Source organism: Intestinimonas sp., assembly GCF_026169115.1.
GTDB lineage: Bacteria > Bacillota > Clostridia > Oscillospirales > Oscillospiraceae > Intestinimonas.
Genome location: NZ_JAPFEA010000144.1, coordinates 12050 through 30511, shown reverse-complemented (window position 1 = coordinate 30511; position 18462 = coordinate 12050). Strand labels below are relative to the sequence as shown.

At 61.6% G+C, this 18462-nt stretch carries 14 protein-coding genes; 10 read left to right on the top strand and 4 right to left on the bottom strand.

From position 1 onward, the window contains the following. Positions 1 to 278: 278 nt before the first annotated feature. On the top strand, positions 279 to 1538 hold the full coding sequence (locus tag Q0Y09_RS12025) for a competence/damage-inducible protein A (RefSeq protein WP_297722018.1): 1260 nt from the start codon (positions 279 to 281) through the stop codon (positions 1536 to 1538). A 71-nt stretch (positions 1539 to 1609) separates the two neighbouring features. Here the strand turns inward: Q0Y09_RS12025 and Q0Y09_RS12020 are convergent, their stop codons facing one another. Then, a complete protein-coding gene (locus tag Q0Y09_RS12020; RefSeq protein WP_297722015.1) occupies positions 1610 to 3244 on the bottom strand; it encodes a class I adenylate-forming enzyme family protein in 1635 nt (544 codons plus the stop codon). A 220-nt stretch (positions 3245 to 3464) separates the two neighbouring features. Between Q0Y09_RS12020 and Q0Y09_RS12015 the strand changes: the two genes are divergently transcribed. The 7 genes from Q0Y09_RS12015 (at position 3465) to Q0Y09_RS11985 (ending at position 10074) form a co-directional block, all read left to right on the top strand. Beyond that, complete coding sequence (locus Q0Y09_RS12015; protein WP_297722012.1) at positions 3465 to 3818, top strand: YerC/YecD family TrpR-related protein; 354 nt, start codon at positions 3465 to 3467, stop codon at positions 3816 to 3818. Next, positions 3815 to 5557 (top strand): indolepyruvate ferredoxin oxidoreductase subunit alpha, encoded by a 1743-nt coding sequence (gene iorA / locus Q0Y09_RS12010; RefSeq protein WP_297722009.1) that lies wholly within the window; start codon positions 3815 to 3817, stop codon positions 5555 to 5557. The genes Q0Y09_RS12015 and iorA overlap by 4 nt, the downstream gene beginning before the upstream one ends. 3 nt (positions 5558 to 5560) lie before the next feature. Beyond that, positions 5561 to 6133 (top strand): indolepyruvate oxidoreductase subunit beta, encoded by a 573-nt coding sequence (locus tag Q0Y09_RS12005; protein WP_297722006.1) that lies wholly within the window; start codon positions 5561 to 5563, stop codon positions 6131 to 6133. Positions 6134 to 6163: 30 nt separating this feature from the next. Next, positions 6164 to 7465, top strand: a complete 1302-nt coding sequence (locus tag Q0Y09_RS12000; protein ID WP_297722003.1) for a phenylacetate--CoA ligase family protein — start codon at positions 6164 to 6166, stop codon at positions 7463 to 7465. Positions 7466 to 7479: 14 nt separating this feature from the next. After that, the gene (locus tag Q0Y09_RS11995; RefSeq protein WP_297722000.1) at positions 7480 to 7914 is read left to right on the top strand and encodes an ACT domain-containing protein; all 435 of its coding nucleotides are present in this window, start codon (positions 7480 to 7482) and stop codon (positions 7912 to 7914) included. A 111-nt stretch (positions 7915 to 8025) separates the two neighbouring features. Continuing rightward, positions 8026 to 8673, top strand: coding sequence for a TetR/AcrR family transcriptional regulator (locus tag Q0Y09_RS11990; protein WP_297721997.1), 648 nt, complete (start codon positions 8026 to 8028; stop codon positions 8671 to 8673). A gap of 168 nt (positions 8674 to 8841) precedes the next feature. Further along, positions 8842 to 10074 (top strand): MFS transporter, encoded by a 1233-nt coding sequence (locus Q0Y09_RS11985; protein WP_297721994.1) that lies wholly within the window; start codon positions 8842 to 8844, stop codon positions 10072 to 10074. 109 nt (positions 10075 to 10183) lie between these two features. On the opposite strand, the gene Q0Y09_RS11980 is transcribed toward Q0Y09_RS11985, so the two are convergent. Genes Q0Y09_RS11980 through Q0Y09_RS11970 form a run of 3 tightly spaced genes read right to left on the bottom strand, consistent with a single transcriptional unit; the run spans position 10184 to position 15308 of the window. Further along, entirely contained in the window at positions 10184 to 12574 is a 2391-nt protein-coding gene (locus Q0Y09_RS11980) for a pyruvate formate lyase family protein (RefSeq protein WP_297721990.1), read from the bottom strand. Between the two features lie 43 nt (positions 12575 to 12617). Continuing rightward, positions 12618 to 13997 carry an MmgE/PrpD family protein gene (locus Q0Y09_RS11975; protein ID WP_297721987.1) on the bottom strand — a complete coding sequence of 460 codons (1380 nt, stop codon included), beginning with the start codon at positions 13995 to 13997 and terminating at the stop codon, positions 12618 to 12620. A 3-nt stretch (positions 13998 to 14000) separates the two neighbouring features. Beyond that, positions 14001 to 15308 carry an SLC13 family permease gene (locus Q0Y09_RS11970; RefSeq protein ID WP_297721984.1) on the bottom strand — a complete coding sequence of 436 codons (1308 nt, stop codon included), beginning with the start codon at positions 15306 to 15308 and terminating at the stop codon, positions 14001 to 14003. Positions 15309 to 15593: 285 nt separating this feature from the next. Here Q0Y09_RS11970 and Q0Y09_RS11965 point away from each other — a divergent pair, with 285 nt between their 5' ends. Further along, positions 15594 to 17210, top strand: a complete 1617-nt coding sequence (locus tag Q0Y09_RS11965) for a CdaR family transcriptional regulator (RefSeq protein ID WP_297721981.1) — start codon at positions 15594 to 15596, stop codon at positions 17208 to 17210. Continuing rightward, positions 17207 to 18142: a glycyl-radical enzyme activating protein gene (locus tag Q0Y09_RS11960; protein WP_297721978.1), complete on the top strand. Its 936-nt coding sequence runs from the start codon at positions 17207 to 17209 to the stop codon at positions 18140 to 18142. Before Q0Y09_RS11965 ends, Q0Y09_RS11960 begins: the two co-directional genes overlap by 4 nt. Positions 18143 to 18462: the final 320 nt, after the last annotated feature.

Below are 18462 nucleotides of genomic sequence, written 5' to 3'. Positions count from 1 at the left end.
TCGCTGCGCTGCGCATTTACGGCGGCATTCCCCGCCGGTGTCGGTGTTGGCGATGGGAGGTTTTTCCATGTCATATACTGCCGAACTCATCGCCGTGGGTACGGAACTTTTGCTGGGCAACATCGCCAACTCCCACCCGCAGATGATCTACCCGGGCCGGTCCCGAAATGTCAAATACAACTGCTAACTCAATAGGCACTGCGGAAATACTTCGCTGCGCTGCGCATTTACGGCGGCATTCCCCGCCGGTGTCGGTGTTGGCGATGGGAGGTTTTTCCATGTCATATACTGCCGAGCTCATCGCCGTGGGTACGGAACTTTTGCTGGGCAACATCGCCAACACCGACGCCCAGATGATCTCCCAGGGCCTGTCCGCCATGGGCATCAACGTCTACTACCACACTGTGGTGGGGGACAATCCTGACCGGCTCCGGGCCGCCGTAGAGGTGGCCAAGGGCCGGGCCGACATCCTCATCACCACCGGCGGCCTGGGCCCCACCTGCGACGACCTCACCAAGCAGACCCTCTCCGCCGCCTTCGGTCTGCCCCTGGTCTTCCACCAGCCCTCCGCCGACCGCATCGCCGACTACTTCCGCCGGCTCCACCCAGACCGCCCCATGACGGAGAACAACCTCCAGCAGGCCATGCTGCCCCAGGGCTGCACCGTCTTTGAAAACGACTGGGGCACCGCCCCCGGCTGCGCCTTTGAATCTGGAGGCATCCGGGTCCTCATGCTCCCCGGCCCGCCCCGGGAGTGCCGGGCCATGTTCGAGCACCGGGCCCTCCCCTACCTCCAGTCCCTCTCCGACGGGGTCATCCTCTCCCGCACCCTGAAGCTCTTCGGCATCGGCGAGTCGGCCATGGAGGCAAAGCTCCGGGAAAAAATGAACGCCATGACCAACCCCACCCTGGCCCCCTACGCCAAGGAGGGGGAATGTGAGCTGCGTATCACCGCCCACGCCCCCGATGCCGATGCCGCCCGCGCCCTCATCGCCCCGGTGGAGGCCGACATCCGGACCCTCTTTGGCCCCCTGATCTACGGAGCCGACGTGAAGAATCTGGAGTCCGCCGTCCTCCAGCTTTTGAAGGACCGGGGCCTCACCCTCGGCTCCGCCGAGAGCTGCACCGGCGGCCTCATCGCCAAGCGCATCACCGACCTGCCCGGCGCTTCCGCCGTTTTCCGGGGCGGTGTGGTGAGCTACACCGACGCCGTCAAGCACAATGTACTTGGAGTCCCCCAGGACCTGCTGGACCAGTACGGGGCGGTCTCCCCCCAGGTGGCCCAGGCCATGGCCCAGGGGGCCCGGAAGGCTCTGGGCTGCGACCTGGCCGTCTCCACCACCGGGGTGGCCGGCCCCGACAGCGACGACTGGGGCAACCCGGTGGGGCTGGTATACGCGGCTCTGGCCGGTCCCGACTTCTGCCAGGTGAAGACCCTCCATCTGGGGGCCTCTGGCCGGGCGGGCATCCGCAACCGCGCCGCCCACCACGCCTTCGACCTGGTCCGCCGCCACCTCACCGGCCTGCCGATGGACTGACCGCAATCAGACAAAAGGTCCCGAAACAGTACGCTGTTTCGGGACCTTTTTCTGTCTTTTTGTGGGCCGCCTCAGCTGCTGCTCTGGGCCTCCACCAGGCGGGTGGAGCAGTACTGCTCCCGGAGCCTGGGCTTTTCGATCTTGCCGGTGGCGTTGCGTGGGACGGGGGCGAAGATGATCCGCCGGGGCCGCTTGTACCGGGGCAGGTCGGTGCAGAACCGCTCGATCTCGTCCTCGGTGCAGGTCTCCCCCTCCCTGACCTGGATGATGGCGGCGGCGATCTCGCCCAGCCGCCGGTCAGGCAGACCGATAACGGCCACGTCGTGGACCTTGGGGTGGGCGGAAAGGAAATCCTCGATCTGCACCGGGTAGAGGTTCTCGCCGCCGGAGATGATGACGTCCTTTTTCCGGTCCACCAGGTAGTAGAAGCCCTCCTCGTCCTGCCGGGCCATGTCGCCGGTGTGGAGCCACTCGCCGTGGAGGACCTCGGCGGTGGATTTGGGGTCGTGGTAATAACACACCATGACCCCGGGGCCCTTCACGCACAGCTCCCCCACCTGGCCCTGCTCCACCTCAGCGCCGGTCTCGTCCACGATCTTGGCCTGCCAGCCGTAGCCGGGGACACCGATGGCCCCCACCTTGCGCATGTTCTCCAGGCCCAGGTGGACGCAGCCCGGACCGGTGGACTCGGAGAGGCCGTAGTTGGTGTCATATTTGTGGCCGGGGAAATAGCCCATCCAGTGTTTGATCAGGCTGGGGGGCACCGGCTGGGCGCCGATGTGCATGAGCCGCCACTGGTCGAGCTGGTAGTCGGACAGCCGGACGGTCCCCCGGTCCAGGGCGGCCAGGAGGTCCTGACACCAGGGCACCAGCAGCCACACGATGGTGCACCCCTCCCGGGAGACCGTTTGAAGGATGGCCTCTGGGGAGTTGCCCTTGAGCAGGACGGCCTTGCCGCCGGTGAAGAGGGAGCCGAACCAATGCATTTTGGCGCCGGTGTGGTAGAGGGGCGGGATGCAGAGGAAGACGTCCTCGTGGGTGGTCTGGTGGTGGATGGCCTCCATCCGGGCCGACTGCATGAGGGCCCTGTGCCGCAGGAGAATGGCCTTGGGGAAGCCGGTGGTGCCGGAGGAGTAGTAGATGGCGGCCTCGTCCTCGTCGTCGATGAGGACCTTGGGGGCCACGCTGGAGCAGTTGGCTGTGGCCCGGTGGTAGTCCTCGGCAAAGGAGGGGCAGCTGTCCCCCGCAAAGAAGAGGAGCCGCTCCCGGCCCAGGTCGTCAGCGATGTCCTCCACCCGGCCGATGAACTCAGGGCCGAAGAAGAGCACGTCGGCGTCGGCGAGCTTCACACAGTAGTCGATCTCCTCGGCGGTGTAGCGGAAGTTGAGGGGGACGGCCACCGCCCCCGTCTTGAGGATGCCGAAATAGATGGGCAGCCACTCCAGGCAGTTCATCAGGAGGACAGCCACCTTCTGGCCCTTTCGGATGCCCCGCCCCAGCAGGAGATTGGCCACCCGGTTGGCCTTTTCGTCAAAGACCGACCAGGTGATCTCCCGGCGGTAAGGCGTGGTGGAGGTGGGCTGGATGAGGGCGTATTCCCGCCAGGTCACCCGCTGCTTTTCGTGGACCTCGGGATTGATCTCCACCAGGGCGATCTCATCGCCGTAGAGCTTGCTGTTGCGCTCCAGCAGGTCGGTAATGGGCATGTCGGCTCGTTCCTTTCCACGGCGGAGACCCGCCGGTTGTTTTTCCCTTTAACCCGTTAAAGTATCATAGCCGATTTCCTTTCTGCTGTCAAGGCAGGCGGAAATTTTTTTGAAAAGGCCAAATTTTTTATTTACTGTCGCGCTTTAATGTGCTAATATTGAAACGATGTACCCGGCTGGCAGAGACCAGCCTATCATGATCGTCCGGAAGGAGTATATTATGGCAAAGGCAGAGCGCAGAGAGCGCAGTCTGGCGCTGTATGAGACCATTACCAAGCTAAAGGACCCAGAGGAATGCTGCCGGTTCTTTGAGGATCTGTGTACGCCGGTGGAGCTGCGCTCCATGGAGCAGCGTTTCGACGTGGCGGTCTATCTCCAGCAGGGGCTGGTGTACCTGGACATCCTGGAGCGGACGGGGGCCAGCAGCGCCACCATCAGCCGGGTGCGGCGGGCCATGTTGGACAACGGCGCCGGCGGCATCATGCGGGATGTGATCTGCCGCACCGGTCTGGACAGGCAGGAGGTCCTGCCGGACGCCCAAGAAACACAGGAAGGCAAGGTGGAAGTGGAATGAAGCAACTGATGCTGGGCAACGCCGCTGTTGCCCGTGGGCTTTACGAGGCCGGCTGCTGTGTCGTCTCCAGCTATCCCGGTACGCCCAGTACGGAGATCACCGAGGAGGCCGTCCGATACGACGAGCTCTACTGCGAGTGGGCCCCCAATGAGAAGGTGGCCATGGAGACCGCCTTCGGCGCGTGTCTTGCGGGCAAGCGCGCCTTCTGCGGCATGAAGCATGTGGGGCTCAATGTGGCCGCCGACCCCCTCTATACCATGTCCTACACCGGCGTCAACGCCGGTCTCGTCATCGGCGTGGCCGACGACGCCGGGATGCACTCCTCCCAGAACGAGCAGGACTCCCGGCACCACGCCATCGCCGCCAAGCTCCCCATGCTGGAGCCCTCCGACTCCGCCGAGGCCCTGGCCTTCACCAAGCTGGCCTATGAACTCTCTGAGGCGTTCGACACCCCAGTGCTGCTGAAGATGTGTACCCGGGTCTCCCACTCTCAGGCCATCGTGGAGACCAGCCCCCGGACGGAGCCCCCGGCAAAGCCCTATGAGAAGAACATCGCCAAGTACGTCATGATGCCGGGCCACGCCAAGCGCCGCCACCCCATCGTGGAGGAGCGGACCCGGAAGCTCATCGCCTGGGCGGAGACCGCCCCGGTCAACCGGGTGGAGCTGGGCGGAACCGCCCTGGGTGTCATCACCGACTCCACCTCCTACCAGTACGTCAAGGAGGTTTTTGGGGACTCCGTCTCCGTCCTCAAGCTGGGCATGACCAATCCCCTGCCGGTGGCGCTCATCAAGGACTTCGCCGCCAAGGTGGACCGTCTGGCCGTGGTGGAGGAGCTGGACCCCATCATCGAGGACCACTGCCGCAGGCTGGGCCTGGAGGTCCTGGGCAAGGACGTCCTCCCCCTGGAGGACGAGTTCTCCCAGAACCTGGTGGCCGCCGCTTTGGGGGGCGAGGTACATACGGGCCGTACCCTCTCTGACGCCATCCCGCCCCGTCCCCCCGTCATGTGCGCCGGCTGTCCCCACCGGGGCCTCTTCTATACCCTGAACAAAAACAAGTGTACCGTTCTGGGCGACATCGGCTGCTATACCCTGGGAGCGGTGGCCCCCCTGGCGGCCATGGAGATGACTCTGTGCATGGGGGCGTCGGTCTCGGCCATTCACGGCTTCAACAAGGCCCTGGGCGGGGAGAGCGTGGGGAGGACCGTGGCCGTCATCGGCGACTCCACCTTCATGCACTCCGGCATGACAGGTCTGGCCAACATCGCCTACAATCAGTCCAACTCCACCGTCATCATTCTGGACAACTCCATCACCGGCATGACCGGCCACCAGCAGAACCCCACCACCGGCTACAACATCAAGGGCGACCCGGCGGGGAAGATCGACCTGGAGGCCCTGTGCCGGGCCATGGGCTTCAACCGGGTCCGGGTGGTGGACCCCTACGACCTGAAGGCCTGCGACCAGGCCGTGAAGGAGGAGCTTGCCGCCAACGAGCCCTCCGTCATCATCTCCCGGCGGCCCTGCGCCCTTCTCAAGTACGTCAAGCACAAGGCCCCCCTGGCGGTGAACAAGGACAAGTGCATCGGCTGCAAGTCCTGCATGAAGATCGGCTGTCCCGCCATCTCCATGAAGGAGGGGAAGGCCCATGTGGACTTCACCCAGTGTGTGGGCTGCGGCGTGTGCGAGCAGCTGTGTCCGGTGGGCGCCTTCCAGAGCGCCGGTAAGGAGGGTTGAGCCATGGAAACCAAGAATATTATGATCGTGGGCGTGGGCGGCCAGGGCTCGCTGCTGGCCAGCAAGCTGCTGGGCCACCTCCTTGTGGAGCAGGGCTATGATGTGAAGGTCTCTGAGGTCCACGGCATGAGTCAGCGGGGCGGCAGCGTGGTGACCTACGTCCGCTACGGCGACAAGGTCTACTCCCCCGTCATCGACAAGGGCGAGGCCCACTGCATCGTCTCCTTCGAGCTGCTGGAGGCCGCCCGGTGGCTGGAATACCTCCGGCCCGACGGTCAGATCGTCACCTCCACCCAGCAGATCGACCCCATGCCGGTCATCACCGGCGCGGCGGCCTATCCCGAGGACCTGGTGGAGAAGATGAAGGCCGCCGGCGCCAAGGTGGACGCCCTGGACTGTCTGGCCCTGGCCGCAGAGGCGGGCAGCAGCAAGACGGTCAACCTGGTCCTCCTGGGCCGGCTGTCCCACTACTTTGACTTCCCCGAGGAGACCTGGCAGGCCGCCATCGACGCCTGCGTGCCGGAGAAGTTCCTTGAATGGAACAAAAAAGCCTTTGCCCTGGGGCAGAATGCCTGAATATACCGATTTGAGAAAGAGATGATCCCCATGGAACGCTATTACCAGCCTGAGATCGAGTGCGCCTCTCGGGAACAGATCCGCACCTGGCAGGACGAGCGCCTGGTCAGGCAGGTCCGGCATGTATGGGAGCACATGCCCTACTACCGGAAGAAGATGGAGGCCGCCGGCCTGACCCCCAACGATATCAAGGGGGCGGACGACCTTTACAAGCTGCCCTTCCTCTCCAAGGCCGACCTGCGGGAAGCCTATCCCTACGGCCTGCTGGCCAAGCCCCTGAAGGACTGTGTGCGCATCCAGTCCACCTCGGGCACCACCGGCAAGCGGGTGGTGGCCTTTTACACCCAGCACGACATCGACCTGTGGGAGGACTGCTGCGCCCGGGCCATCATGGCCGCCGGCGGCACCGACGAGGACGTCTGTCAGGTGAGCTACGGCTACGGTCTCTTCACCGGCGGCCCCGGCCTCAACGGCGGCAGCCACAAGGTGGGCTGCCTCACCATCCCCACCTCCTCGGGCAACACGGAGCGGCAGATCATGTTCATCCGGGACCTCCAGGCCACCATCCTCTGCTGCACCCCCTCCTACGCCGCCTATCTGGGGGAGACCATGAAGGAGATGGGCCTTACCCCCGACCAGATCCCCTTAAAGGCGGGCATCTTCGGCGCCGAGGCGTGGAGCGAGGAGATGCGTCAGGACATCCAGAACACCCTTGGCATCAAAGCCTATGACATCTACGGTCTCACCGAGCTCTCCGGCCCCGGCGTGTCCTTCGAGTGCTCCGCCCAGAGCGGCATGCACATCAATGAGGACCACTTCATCGCCGAGATCATCGACCCCGACACCGGCGAGGTGCTGCCCGAGGGCAGTCAGGGCGAGCTGGTCTTCACCTCCATCACCAAGGAGGCTTTCCCCCTCCTGCGCTACCGCACCCGGGACATCTGCACCCTCACCCGGGAGCCCTGCCCCTGTGGCCGCACCCATGTGAAGATGGTCAAGCCCAAGGGCCGCACCGACGACATGCTCATCATCCGGGGCGTCAACGTCTTCCCGTCCCAGATCGAGACCGTCCTGCTCAATCACGGCTATCCCGCCAACTACCAGATCGTCGTGGACCGGGTCAAGTCCACCGACACCCTGGACGTCCAGGTGGAGATGACCCCGGAGATGTTCACCGACAACCTGGGCGAGGTCTCCCGCCGGCAGGCGGAGCTGGTGGACGGCCTGCGCTCCATGCTGGGTCTGGCGGCCAAGGTCACCCTGGTGGCCCCCAAGTCCATCGTCCGCAGCGAGGGCAAGGCCGTCCGGGTCATTGACCGCCGCAAGCTCTGAAGGGAGGTACTACCATGAGTCTCAAACAGATCTCCGTCTTTCTGGAAAACAAGCCCGGCACCCTCCACGCCATGACCACCGCCCTGGCCCAGAACGGGGTGGATATGCGGGCCCTGTCCCTGGCTGAGACCAAGGACTTCGGCATCGTCCGCCTCATTGTGGATAACGTCTACGCCGCCACCACCGTCCTCAAGGACGCCGGCTTCATCCACAGCCTGACCCCGGTGCTGGGCGTGATGATCCCCGACGAGCCCGGCGGGCTCAATCAGGTCCTCCAGGTTCTGGACGGGGCCGCCGTCAATGTGGAGTACATGTACGCCTTTTTGGGGGGCGCCGACGCCGACCACGCCTATATGATCTTCCGGGTCCAGGACGGAGAAAAGGCCGCCGCCGCCCTCACCGCCCACGGCATCCGCCTGGTGGACCAGGACGAGGTGGCCGGTCTGTGACCCTTCCGGGCCGGGGGCTGAACCGCGCATACCTTCCCCCTTGACAGCCGTGCCCCGGCCTGGTACAATGCAGATACATACTATGAGAATGTAATGTTGGGAGGGAGTCCCATGGCCCGGAACAAATACCCCGAGCTCACAGAGGAAAAGATCCTGGAGGCCGCCCAGCGGCTGTTTCTGGAAAAGGGCTATGAGAACACCACCATCCAGGACATCGTGGACGAGCTGGGGGGGCTCACCAAGGGGGCGGTCTACCACCATTTCAAGTCCAAGGAGGAGATCATGGACGCGGTGGGGGACCGGATGTTCCTTGAGAACAACCCCTTTGAGGCCGTCCGGGGGCGGACCGACCTGAGCGGTCTGGAGAAGCTGCGGGAGGCCATCCGTCTCAATCAGGCCGACCCCGCCCGGACCAGTATGACGGCCCAGGCCATCCCGCTGGTCCGAAACCCCAGGGTGCTGGTGGGGATGATCGAGTCCAACCGGCAGCTCCTCACCCCCTACTTCCAGGCCCTTTTGGAGGAGGGCAACCGGGACGGCTCTCTCCACACCGACTACCCCAGGGAGCTGGCCGAGCTGCTCCCCCTCCTCACCAGTTTGTGGATGCTGCCCTCTGTTTTCCCCTCTGACCGGGAAGGGCTGCGGCGGAAGTTCTCCTTTTTGGGAGACATGCTGGAAAAGATGGGCGTGCCCCTCTTTGACGGCACCATCCTTCCCCTGGTGGACGAGCTGCTGGACCGTGTCCCCACCCAGGACTGAGATCCTGCACACCCTCTGTCCGTCTTCCATTTCCGTCACCCCCGGGCCGCCGGACGGCGGCCCTTTTCTCCCCAATATACATTCATTCATAATGTATGATATTGATTTATGTCCATATACATACCTTTCAAAGGTATGTATATGGACACAGAACTGGAGGCATGTCCCATGAGATCTCTGTTCACCCGCGGCTTCACCCTGCTCCTTCTGGGCCAGATCAGCTCCCTCATCGGCAACTATACCCTGAAATTCGCCCTGTCCATGTACGTCCTGGAGGTCACTGGCTCAGCCTCGGTCTTCGCCGGCCTTCTGGCGGCGGGCATCGTGCCTACCATCCTCCTCTCCCCCTTTGGCGGCGTCCTGGCTGACCGGCTGGACCGGCGGCGGCTCATGGTGGCCCTGGACGCCCTCTCCGGGCTTGCCGTACTGCTGGCCGGGCTGCTCCTCCCCCTGGGCGGCATCCCGGTGATCGGCGGGCTGCTCATCGTCCTCTCGGTGCTGGGGGCCTTTGAGTCCCCGACGGTCCAAGCCTGCGTCCCCCAGCTGCTGCCGCCGGAACAGCTCCTCCGGGGCAACGCCCTGGTCAGTCAGACGGCGGCCCTGGCCGGACTGATCACCCCCTTCCTGGGCAGCCTGGTCTACACCGCCTTCGGTCTCCACCCCGTCCTCCGCGTGACGGCAGTCTGCTTTTTCCTCACCGCTCTGCTGGAGTGCTTCCTCCGCCTGCCGTCTCACCGGCGGGAGGACCGCCCATGCTCCATCCCGGCCATGCTCCGGGCTGACCTGGGAGAGAGTCTGCGCTTTCTGTGCCGGGAGGAGCCATCCATTTTGAAGCTGCTGCTTCTGGCTGCCCTGGCCAGCCTCTTTGTGGCCGGGGTGGCGGTGGTGGGTTTCCCCTACCTGGTGCGCACGGTGCTGGGCCTGTCCGCGGAGCACTACGGCGCAGCGGAGAGCGTCATGGGGGCGGCAGCCATCCTGGGCAGCCTGACGGCGGGGGTGCTGGGGCAGCGGTTCCGTGCCCGGTGGCTTGCCGGGCTTCTGATGGGCTTCGGGCTCTGTCTGCTCCCCGCCGGACTGAGCTTCCTGCTGCCGCTGGGACCCTTCCCGCGATACCTGGTGATGGTGGCCGCCTTCGCCGCCTGCCAGCTGGGGTGCAGCCTCTTTTCCACCTGTGCCATCACCCTCATCCAGGCCAGGACGCCGGAGCGCCTTATGGGAAAGGTCATGTCCTGTGTCTTCACCCTCTCCCTGTGCGCCCAGCCTCTGGGGCAGCTGATCTACGGCGGCCTTTTTGACCATTTCTCCATCGCCCCCCACTGGGTCCTCCTCCCCACCGGTCTCCTGGTCTGCGCCCTGGCCGCCGCCTCCGCCCCGCTCTTTGGGTCGCTGGAGCGGCCATAATATCCCCTCTCCCGTCCCACGGGGAGCATCGAAGGAATTTCTCCCCGATAAAAAGCCTGGAGCCGCAGCGACTGCTGCAGCTCCAGGTGCTTTTTTATCCACTCTGGTCTTATAGCCGATTCTCGGTCCTGGCAATGATTTCATCCTGGACAGCTTTTGTAAGGAGTGTGAAGTAAGTGCTGTATCCAGCCACACGAACCACCAGGTCCCGGTAGTCCTGGGGCTTTTCCTGTGCCTTGTGCAGAGTCTCGTTGTCCACTACGTTGAACTGGATGTGCTTACCTCCATTGGTAAGATAAGTGGTAATAAGCGTACTCAGTTTCTTCAGATCGTCGTCACTGTTGAGCGCAGTGGGGTGGAGCTTCATGTTGAGCAACATAGCGTTGAAGGGATCCTGGTCAATCTTCATGGCGCTGCACAGGGATACTGTGGGACCCTTGAGGTCGGTGCCCTGAGCGGGGGAGGCCACACCGTCCGGCAGCGTATCTCCGGCATGCCGGCCATCGGGGGTAGCGCAGGTGTAGCCGCCTCCAGGGGCGTGTGCGGTGATGGAAATGCCAGTGGGGCGGGGAGGCACACCATAGACGGTGGTGAAGGTGTTGCAGCTGGCAGCCCAGAACTGATAGAGGTCGGCGGCGATGTCATCCACCAGGTCCTCGCCATTGCCGAACTTGGGGGCGTCCACACACTTCTTATGCAGATCCTCATAGCCCACCCAGTTGGCCTCAATGGCGTTGAAAAGCTCCTCCATGGTGCAGGTCTTGTCCTGGAAGACCAGCTTCTTTACGGCGGCCAGGGAGTTGGCCACACAGATCATGCCCACGGGATTCATCAGAGAGGCGTTCTCGTAGGGCATCTTCCGCTCCATGATATCCTTGCCACACTTAATGCCATCATAGGCGAAGGCAGAGTGGACCACATCGCAGTTGACGGCTCTGGTGACCCGGATGAGGATGTTGTGCTCCTCGTTGTACATGTCCATAAAGTGGTAAAGCTGCTTTTTGAAGGCCGCCTCGAAGTCCTCATAGGTCTTGAAGTCCTTCATCTCACCGGTCTCAGGCCCGATGCGCTCGCCGGTCTCCCGCATGATACCGTTGTGCATGGTGATGTCCAGCACCTTGGGCACAATGAACATACCCAGAGCGTTGATACGGGACTTGCCAGGCAGGTTCAGGTCCAGGCAGCCGGCCAGCGCATAGTCTCTGGCCTCCTCCAGGGGCACGCCCTGGTCCACCAGGCCCTGGATATAACTCTTGTCGGAGACAAAGGCGGGCATACCCAGGCCGGTCTTGACCAGCTCCAGTGCCTTCTTCATCAGAGGCTCGGGCGTGCCCTCGTGGACCCGCAGGGTGATGGTGAAGTGAGGAGTACGCACTTCATTGGCGGCCTCCAGCACCAGATAGGAGAGCTCGTTGGAGGCGTCGTTGCCGTCCTTGTCTACACCACCAATGAGGAAGTTGTGCCACCGGGCCATACCAGCCCACTTGTCCCGCTGCTTGGCGTTGCCGGAGACAAAGTTGAACTGCATGATCTTGATGCGCAGGCACTCGATAAGTTCCAGTACGTCGGCGTCGGTGAGGGTGCCGCTCTCAATGTCCTTCTTGTAGAAGGGATACATGTACTGGTCAAAGCGACCACCGGGAACGGTGCCGTGGGTAATCATCATCCAGTAGAACCAGAAGTTCTGGATGGCATCCCGGAAGCCCCGGGAGGGCTTTTCCGCAATCCAGTGGCAGGTCTCGGCCATCTGCTCCAGCTCGGCCTTCCGCTTTGGATCACCGCACCGGGCCGCTGCCTCGGTACAGGCGTCTCCATAGCGGTGGTACATGCGGACCATGGCCTCTAGGGCAATAATGACCGCCTGAAGATAGATGGCCTTATCAAAGGAGTCATTGTCCACATAGCGGACGTTGCGTAGCTCCTCTTTGGCATCGTCCAGGGTCTTGTGGATACCCTCAGTGACGATTTTTCCATAGTCGGGGACAAAGAAGCTCAGCCCGATTCCCAGGCCCCAGCCAAAGCCGGCGCCGCCGGAACCGCGGCCCTTGACCTTGCTGGTCCAGGGGGGGCAGAGGATACCGGAACGGATAAAGGGCCACAGCCGCTCGTCATCATAGAAGCGACCCTGCCACTCGTACATCTGACGGTCCTGTCCGTCCCAGAAGGAGTCCAGACTGCGCAGAGTAGCCCGGTCCTCGTCGGAGATGGTGTAGTTACCCTCCAGGATAGAGTCCAGGTCCTCGTCGTCCCAGAAGGGGCCCCAGCAGGATGCCTCCAAGCCGTGGGGCTTGCATGCCACATTGCCCACAATGATCTCGTCCTCGTCCACATAAATGGTGCGGTTGTCCAGATAGTCAGCGGTGGCGTGTGCCCGGCTGAGGATGGCGGGCAGCCCTTCGTGCTTCTTCCACGAATCAATGACCAGCTTGGCCTTTTCGGCACAGAAAACGTACTTGTCGGTTTTCAGCGCCGCCTGCATTCTTTTGATCCTGTCTGTCATGATGGTCCTCCAATCTTTCTACCAATGTGTTTTGCTGATTGACTCATAGTCTGGAGAAAAGGCGGTCCACATCCTCCAATTCTTCCAGACGCCAGATATCGTCGTAAATGGCCTCCAGTTCCGTCCCTGGATAGGGCCGGCTGGCTCGGGCGGCACAGTCGAAGAATTTTTGTCGCAGCACCTCTCTGCCCATGGGATGCTCTACACAGCCCAGGGGATGTTCCAGGTGCCGATAGAATGCCCCACGGTCAGTAATGATGGTGATGTCGGTATACTTGTTCTGCTCCTTTGTGAGCGTTGGGTCAATTTCACAGATCACCTTGTCCCCCATAGCCAGTACCGCCTGGTCATTCAGCCGCTCCGGGGTAAAGCTGTCCAGGCCCACAGCTCCATAAATCACGGCTGTCCCTACCACAAAGGGGAGACTGAACTTGGCCACGGCGGAGGACTGTGGCCGGTATTTGGCATCCCGGGGTTCGGTGACCATGCGGCCAATCTCCTGGAGCACGATGTGGATCTCCCGGATCTCCTCCGGACGGATGTGGTGCTCCTCCATCAGGGAAAGCGTCCCCTCAATGGAGGTATGGGTGGCCCGGCAAGCAGGCCAGGGCTTGAAGCTGATGAAAGCCCCCTGGAAGACGGTGCCAAGGCCGCCCAATGCCTTTTCTGGGGTATAATTGTCCCGTGCGTACATGTGATAATAACCCAGTCTGCCCTCAAAGGGCTCATCCAGCCGGGCAAGTACCCCCCGGTCGGCCAGAAGGGCCGACTGTACCGCTGCCTGGGCGGCAAATCCCTCCCGCACGCTCCGCAGGGCGGAACCGGCACTATTGGCTGCCTCTCCTGTACAGGTAGCCTGACATAGGTTCAGCGCCAAGGCATCAGCGAGCTGACCGGCATCCAGTCCCAGCAGCTTGCCTGCCCCCAGCACCGCCCCCATAGAACCGTGGACAGGAGGCATGTTCCAGCCATACTTGAGCAGGTCTTCATTGACGGCCAGGTCCAGGCGGCAGCAGATATCGCTGGCCAGAGCCATAGCGGTGAGAAAGCGTTTCCCCGACACATTCCCTAGATGCTGGCTCAGGGCCATCAAAGCGGGGAGGGCGGCGGAGTTGGGATGGACGGTGGCCACCTCATGGGAGTCCTCATAGTCCAGGGCGTGGACCAGGGCTCCGTTGGCCAGAGCGGCCAGGGTAGGGGTGGTTTTTTCCATCCGCCCCAGGATGGTACATCGCCCCTGCCCCTCCGCCGCCAAAGCGGCGAAGGGGGCGGAGGCAGCATCCAGTCCGGTGGCCGCCAGCATTACGGCCAGCATATCGGCCAAAGACTGTTTCTGAGCTTCCACCGCTGCGGCGGGAAGGTCTTCATACTCCACCGACAACACATGATCGATGAGACGTCTGGTAAATCCTTTCCCGCTCATAGCTTACAGCAAGCCGTAGAGGCCAGTGACACCGAGAACTGTGGCCACCAGCACCAGAACTGCGGCAGCAATGATGAGGGGCAGGAACATCTTCTCACGGATCTCGTCCTGTTTAATGTTGGCCAGGGTGAGGGAGCCGCCGCCGGAGAAGGGGGACACAGCGGAGGCATTGGCGCCGATAGCAATGCCGGCATAGACGGCATGGTAGTTAAGGGTAGGCGCGCTGGCGGCCAGAGCAGGGACCAGGGCAAAGAGGGTGGGAGCCACCACAGAAGCTCCAGCGGCGAAAACAGACATAAAGCCGGCTAGCAGGACAAACATGGGCACGATCATGGCCTGGGGAACATTGCCGCCAATCCAGGAGCCAATGAGATCCACGGCTCCGCCTTCGGTGGCCACGCCCACCAGCATGGACACGCCAGCCAGCATCATCAGTGTGTTCCAGGGGATATGCTTATTGACCACAGTCTTGGCGTCGGCCAGGTTAAGAAGGGCGGCAACCATGGCCAGAGTGATGCATACCAGGGAGATATCCAGCTTGGAGGAGAGGGCCTTCATGGGGGCTACGCCCAGCACGCCCATCAGGGAAGGGATCACCATCAGAACGATGAGGATCAGAATGAGGGCAAAGGTCTTTTTCTGGGCGGCATTCATAGGCTCGGGCATGGTGATGAAGTCCACATTGTCCACATGGGCCCGCCAGCCCTTATACAGGACGAAGGTGAGAACGCCGGAAACGAGGGCAAAGAGGGCGCAGGTGATAAAGCCGTTCCAGAGAATGGAGTCGATCTCCCCGGCGTGGATGCCGGCCTCCAGCACGCCCCTCTGGATATTGGCACCCTGGCCCCAGGGCACCTGGGAGCCCAGATAGGAGCCGATGTTCACCATCAGGGAGCCGAACAGCGGATTCATGTTGGTGGACAGGCAGATGGAGATGATGATGGGCATGAGCACGGCGTTGGGCGCATAGGGAGAGGCGCCGGTCATGGTAATGAGGCCAGCGATGAAAAAGAAGACCCAGGGCAGAATGCTGGGATATTTGCGGAACTTGTAGACCAGGATCAGAGTGATCTGACGGAGGGTGCCGTTTTCATTGGCATAGCCGAACAGCCAGCAGATGCCGATGATGGTGAAGAGGATCTTGGCAGGAAAGGTTGCCACAACAGCAGACGCTTTCATTCCAATGAGAAAGACTCCGATGATGTAGGCGAAGGTCATAGAGAGCAGGCCGATGGCGTTGAACTTGTTTCCCACAACAATGGAAATCACCATTGCTACGAGGAAGAGGATCAATACGGTCGATGCCGACATGTAAAACAACTCCTTTGCGCTCGTCTCTTTCTGATTCTGAAACCCGATTAGAGGCGGCCGCGGTTCCGCCCCGATCTGTGGTGAGCATAGCATACCACCACATCTCTGCACAACCGTTTGCATCCGGCACTCCAGCGAGTGTGTGCAGAGATGTTGTTTTTCATCCCGCGCTTCAGCATAGATGCACATATTTTCTCCGTTCTAGAAAATGGGATGACACTCCTCTGAAAGGCTGTTATAATGAACATGTTCATACGAGTAGTTCTCAGAAAGGGAGGCCGCGGCATGTTACAGCTCACCTGTTGGCTGGCACCACTGCAAGGACATATCCTTCATCAAAGTTCTGCCGACGCATCGCTGTCTCAACACTCTTCCGTCCGGTTTGCCCGGTACTGGGATGGACCGGACCCCACCGCCCTTTGGGTAGGCGACGGTCAGGAACTCCACACACTGCTGGAGCAGTATGTTGGTCTCTCTGTCCTACAGGGGCATGCCTTCTTTTCCACCGGAACCGCACAGGGTCTGGAGGAGCTGGCCCAGGTCATGGGTGTGGCACTGGTAGTCACCGATCTGGAGCTGCTGGAGCTCCACGAACGTCTCTCCTCCGTCCTTCGCCGGTACCGGAGCTGGGAGCTGCGCCTGGTGGAGGCGGCAGGCCGGCGCCACAGCATCCAGGATGTGGCCGACTGTGGCGCCGAACTGGCTGGCGGTGCCCTTTTTCTGCTCAGCACCGGCGGCCGTGTCGTCTACTATGGTGGCCATGCCTGTCTGGACTCCGACCCCGCCCGTGAGATGCTGGACCACGGCATCCTCTCCCCCGCTACCGCCACCACCCTTCTCCCAAAATCGGAAGGCGTCCCCTCCCTGGTCTGCCAGGCCATGGGAAGCCGTGGCAAGTGCTGGGCCAGTGCCGTATACAAAGGGGGCAGCCTTATCTCCCATATGTTGCTCTTTACGCCCACAGGCTGGCGTGACAGCGACACTGGTCCCCTGCTTGAGCTGGTGAGTCAGAACGTAAGTCGGGTTGCAGCCTGCCGGGAAGGGCGCTACTGGGCCGGCGCGGATTTCAAAACACTGCTGGCTGATCTGCTCACCGGCCAGCTTACCGATGAAGAGGAGATCCGCCACCGCTTCTCTCTCATTTCCCGTATCCCTCAGCAGTTTTGCAGCTTCATCATTGTAGAGCCATCCCGCCCCGGCAGTTTTGCCGATCCCCCCTCCGCCCTTCTGGCTCAACTGGAGACCATTTTCCCCGAGAGCAACGCTGCTGTCTATGATGGCGGCATCGTCCTGCTCCTCAGCCGTCCCGACCGGGATTTCCAGCCCGCCCCCATTTTTGACCAGCGGCAGCTCCAGGAGCTGCTGGTCCACTACGACGCCTTTGCCGCCATCAGCAACGCCACCAGCCGCCGCTCCATGCTGCGCACCAACTACCTGCTGACCAAGAGCGTCCTTCAGCTTGGCCGCGCCCTGCGGCCCTGTGCCAACCAACGGATCTTCTTTTTTGAGGACTACGCCGAATATGTATCCATCGACCTGTGTATCAACAGCTTCAACGCTCTGCTGGGCCACGACGATATCATCTATCTCACCCACCCCGACGCAGTGAAGCTCTACCGCTACGACCTGCTCCACAAAACCAACCTCATCGATGTCCTCTATTACTACTGTCTCAACAACGGCAGTGTCTCCCAGGCCGCCAGGGCAGCTTACATGCACCGCAACACCTTCTCCGCCCGGCTCGCCAAGCTTCAGGAGCTCATCAAAGCCGACCTCACCAGTGGAGAGCTTCAGCAGCGTATGGTCTTCTCTTGTAAGATCCTCCGCTATTATGACCGCTATGCCAAGATCAACCTGGGCAAGCGCCTGTGTGTTTCACTTCCCCAGGAAGGAAAGGAATGACCGATATGTCTGACACGCTTAGAGCCATAACTGGTACCATCTTCAACATCCAGCACTATTGCATCCATGATGGACCGGGTATCCGCACCAATGTCTTTGTCAAAGGCTGCCCCCTGCGGTGCATATGGTGCGCCAATCCTGAGTCTCAGTCCACCGTCCCCCAGCTCATGTATCTCTCTGATAAATGTGTAGGCTGCGGCAAGTGCATCGAGCTCTGTCCTCAAAAGGCTGTCTCCCGCCGGACTGACCTTGCCAACCGGGTCCAAACCAATCGCACGCTCTGTATCGCCTGCGGACAGTGTACGGATATCTGCCCCACAGAGGCACGAAGCATCTCAGGACGCATCGCCACCGTGGGAGAGGTCTTTGACGAAGTCATGGGAGATAAGCTCTTCTATGGCTCCGACGGAGGAATCACCGTCACTGGCGGCGAAGCTCTGGCCCACCCCAAATTCACCGGCGCGCTGCTCCAGCTGTGCCGGGAGGGTGGTATCACCACCGCCGTGGAAACCTGCGGCGCTGTGCCCTGGGAGGTTATGGAGCCAGTGCTCCGGTACACCGATATTGTCCTCTATGACATCAAACAGATGGACTCCGACCGGCATCTCGCCTACACTGGCCAGGGCAACGAAACCATCCTGTCCAATCTGGAACATATCTCCCAGCAGACTGAGTGCACCATCATCGTCCGCTGCCCTGTCATCCCCCCCTGCAACGACACTCCAGAGGACATGCACGCACTAGGCCGCTTTCTCACAGAGCGTCACATCCGCTGCACCGAGATCGACCTGCTTCCCTATCACAATCTGGGCGAGGGCAAACGGGAACAGCTGGAGCCGGATTGTGCAGGCTTCCTCAGCCATACACCAACAGACGGAGAAATGGAGGCCCTTCGTCAGATTCTCCGGGGCTATGGCTTCTTGGTCAAATAGATCCTTAGACATTGCGCTGTTTTCCTCCCCCGGCAGCATTTTGATGACCGCAACTGCTTCCCATCAATCGCGTTCTCTTTTCTCCCACAGCAGAGGAGCTGCCACTCCGGCGGCTCCTCCTACTTTTTATCTACATTTGTCCGCACATTGCGGACATTTTTTCTTCTTTTGTCCCTATATGCAGGATTACAGCCTCTTCCCTGCCCTTTTGACCCACAAATTGGTATATATCAGGCGCCGGGAAAAAAATATGCGCTTTTAGCCGGAAGCATCTTGCATTTTCTCTATCGCTTTGCTATAATAAAGCAACGGCTGTGGAC

Coding starts and splice junctions, on each gene's coding strand:
- Q0Y09_RS12025 (WP_297722018.1), top strand. CDS start 279: ATGTCATATACTGCCGAGCTCATCGCCGTGGGTACGGAACTTTTGCTG.
- Q0Y09_RS12020 (WP_297722015.1), bottom strand. CDS start 3,244: ATGCCCATTACCGACCTGCTGGAGCGCAACAGCAAGCTCTACGGCGAT.
- Q0Y09_RS12015 (WP_297722012.1), top strand. CDS start 3,465: ATGGCAAAGGCAGAGCGCAGAGAGCGCAGTCTGGCGCTGTATGAGACC.
- iorA (WP_297722009.1), top strand. CDS start 3,815: ATGAAGCAACTGATGCTGGGCAACGCCGCTGTTGCCCGTGGGCTTTAC.
- Q0Y09_RS12005 (WP_297722006.1), top strand. CDS start 5,561: ATGGAAACCAAGAATATTATGATCGTGGGCGTGGGCGGCCAGGGCTCG.
- Q0Y09_RS12000 (WP_297722003.1), top strand. CDS start 6,164: ATGGAACGCTATTACCAGCCTGAGATCGAGTGCGCCTCTCGGGAACAG.
- Q0Y09_RS11995 (WP_297722000.1), top strand. CDS start 7,480: ATGAGTCTCAAACAGATCTCCGTCTTTCTGGAAAACAAGCCCGGCACC.
- Q0Y09_RS11990 (WP_297721997.1), top strand. CDS start 8,026: ATGGCCCGGAACAAATACCCCGAGCTCACAGAGGAAAAGATCCTGGAG.
- Q0Y09_RS11985 (WP_297721994.1), top strand. CDS start 8,842: ATGAGATCTCTGTTCACCCGCGGCTTCACCCTGCTCCTTCTGGGCCAG.
- Q0Y09_RS11980 (WP_297721990.1), bottom strand. CDS start 12,574: ATGACAGACAGGATCAAAAGAATGCAGGCGGCGCTGAAAACCGACAAG.
- Q0Y09_RS11975 (WP_297721987.1), bottom strand. CDS start 13,997: ATGAGCGGGAAAGGATTTACCAGACGTCTCATCGATCATGTGTTGTCG.
- Q0Y09_RS11970 (WP_297721984.1), bottom strand. CDS start 15,308: ATGTCGGCATCGACCGTATTGATCCTCTTCCTCGTAGCAATGGTGATT.
- Q0Y09_RS11965 (WP_297721981.1), top strand. CDS start 15,594: ATGTTACAGCTCACCTGTTGGCTGGCACCACTGCAAGGACATATCCTT.
- Q0Y09_RS11960 (WP_297721978.1), top strand. CDS start 17,207: ATGACCGATATGTCTGACACGCTTAGAGCCATAACTGGTACCATCTTC.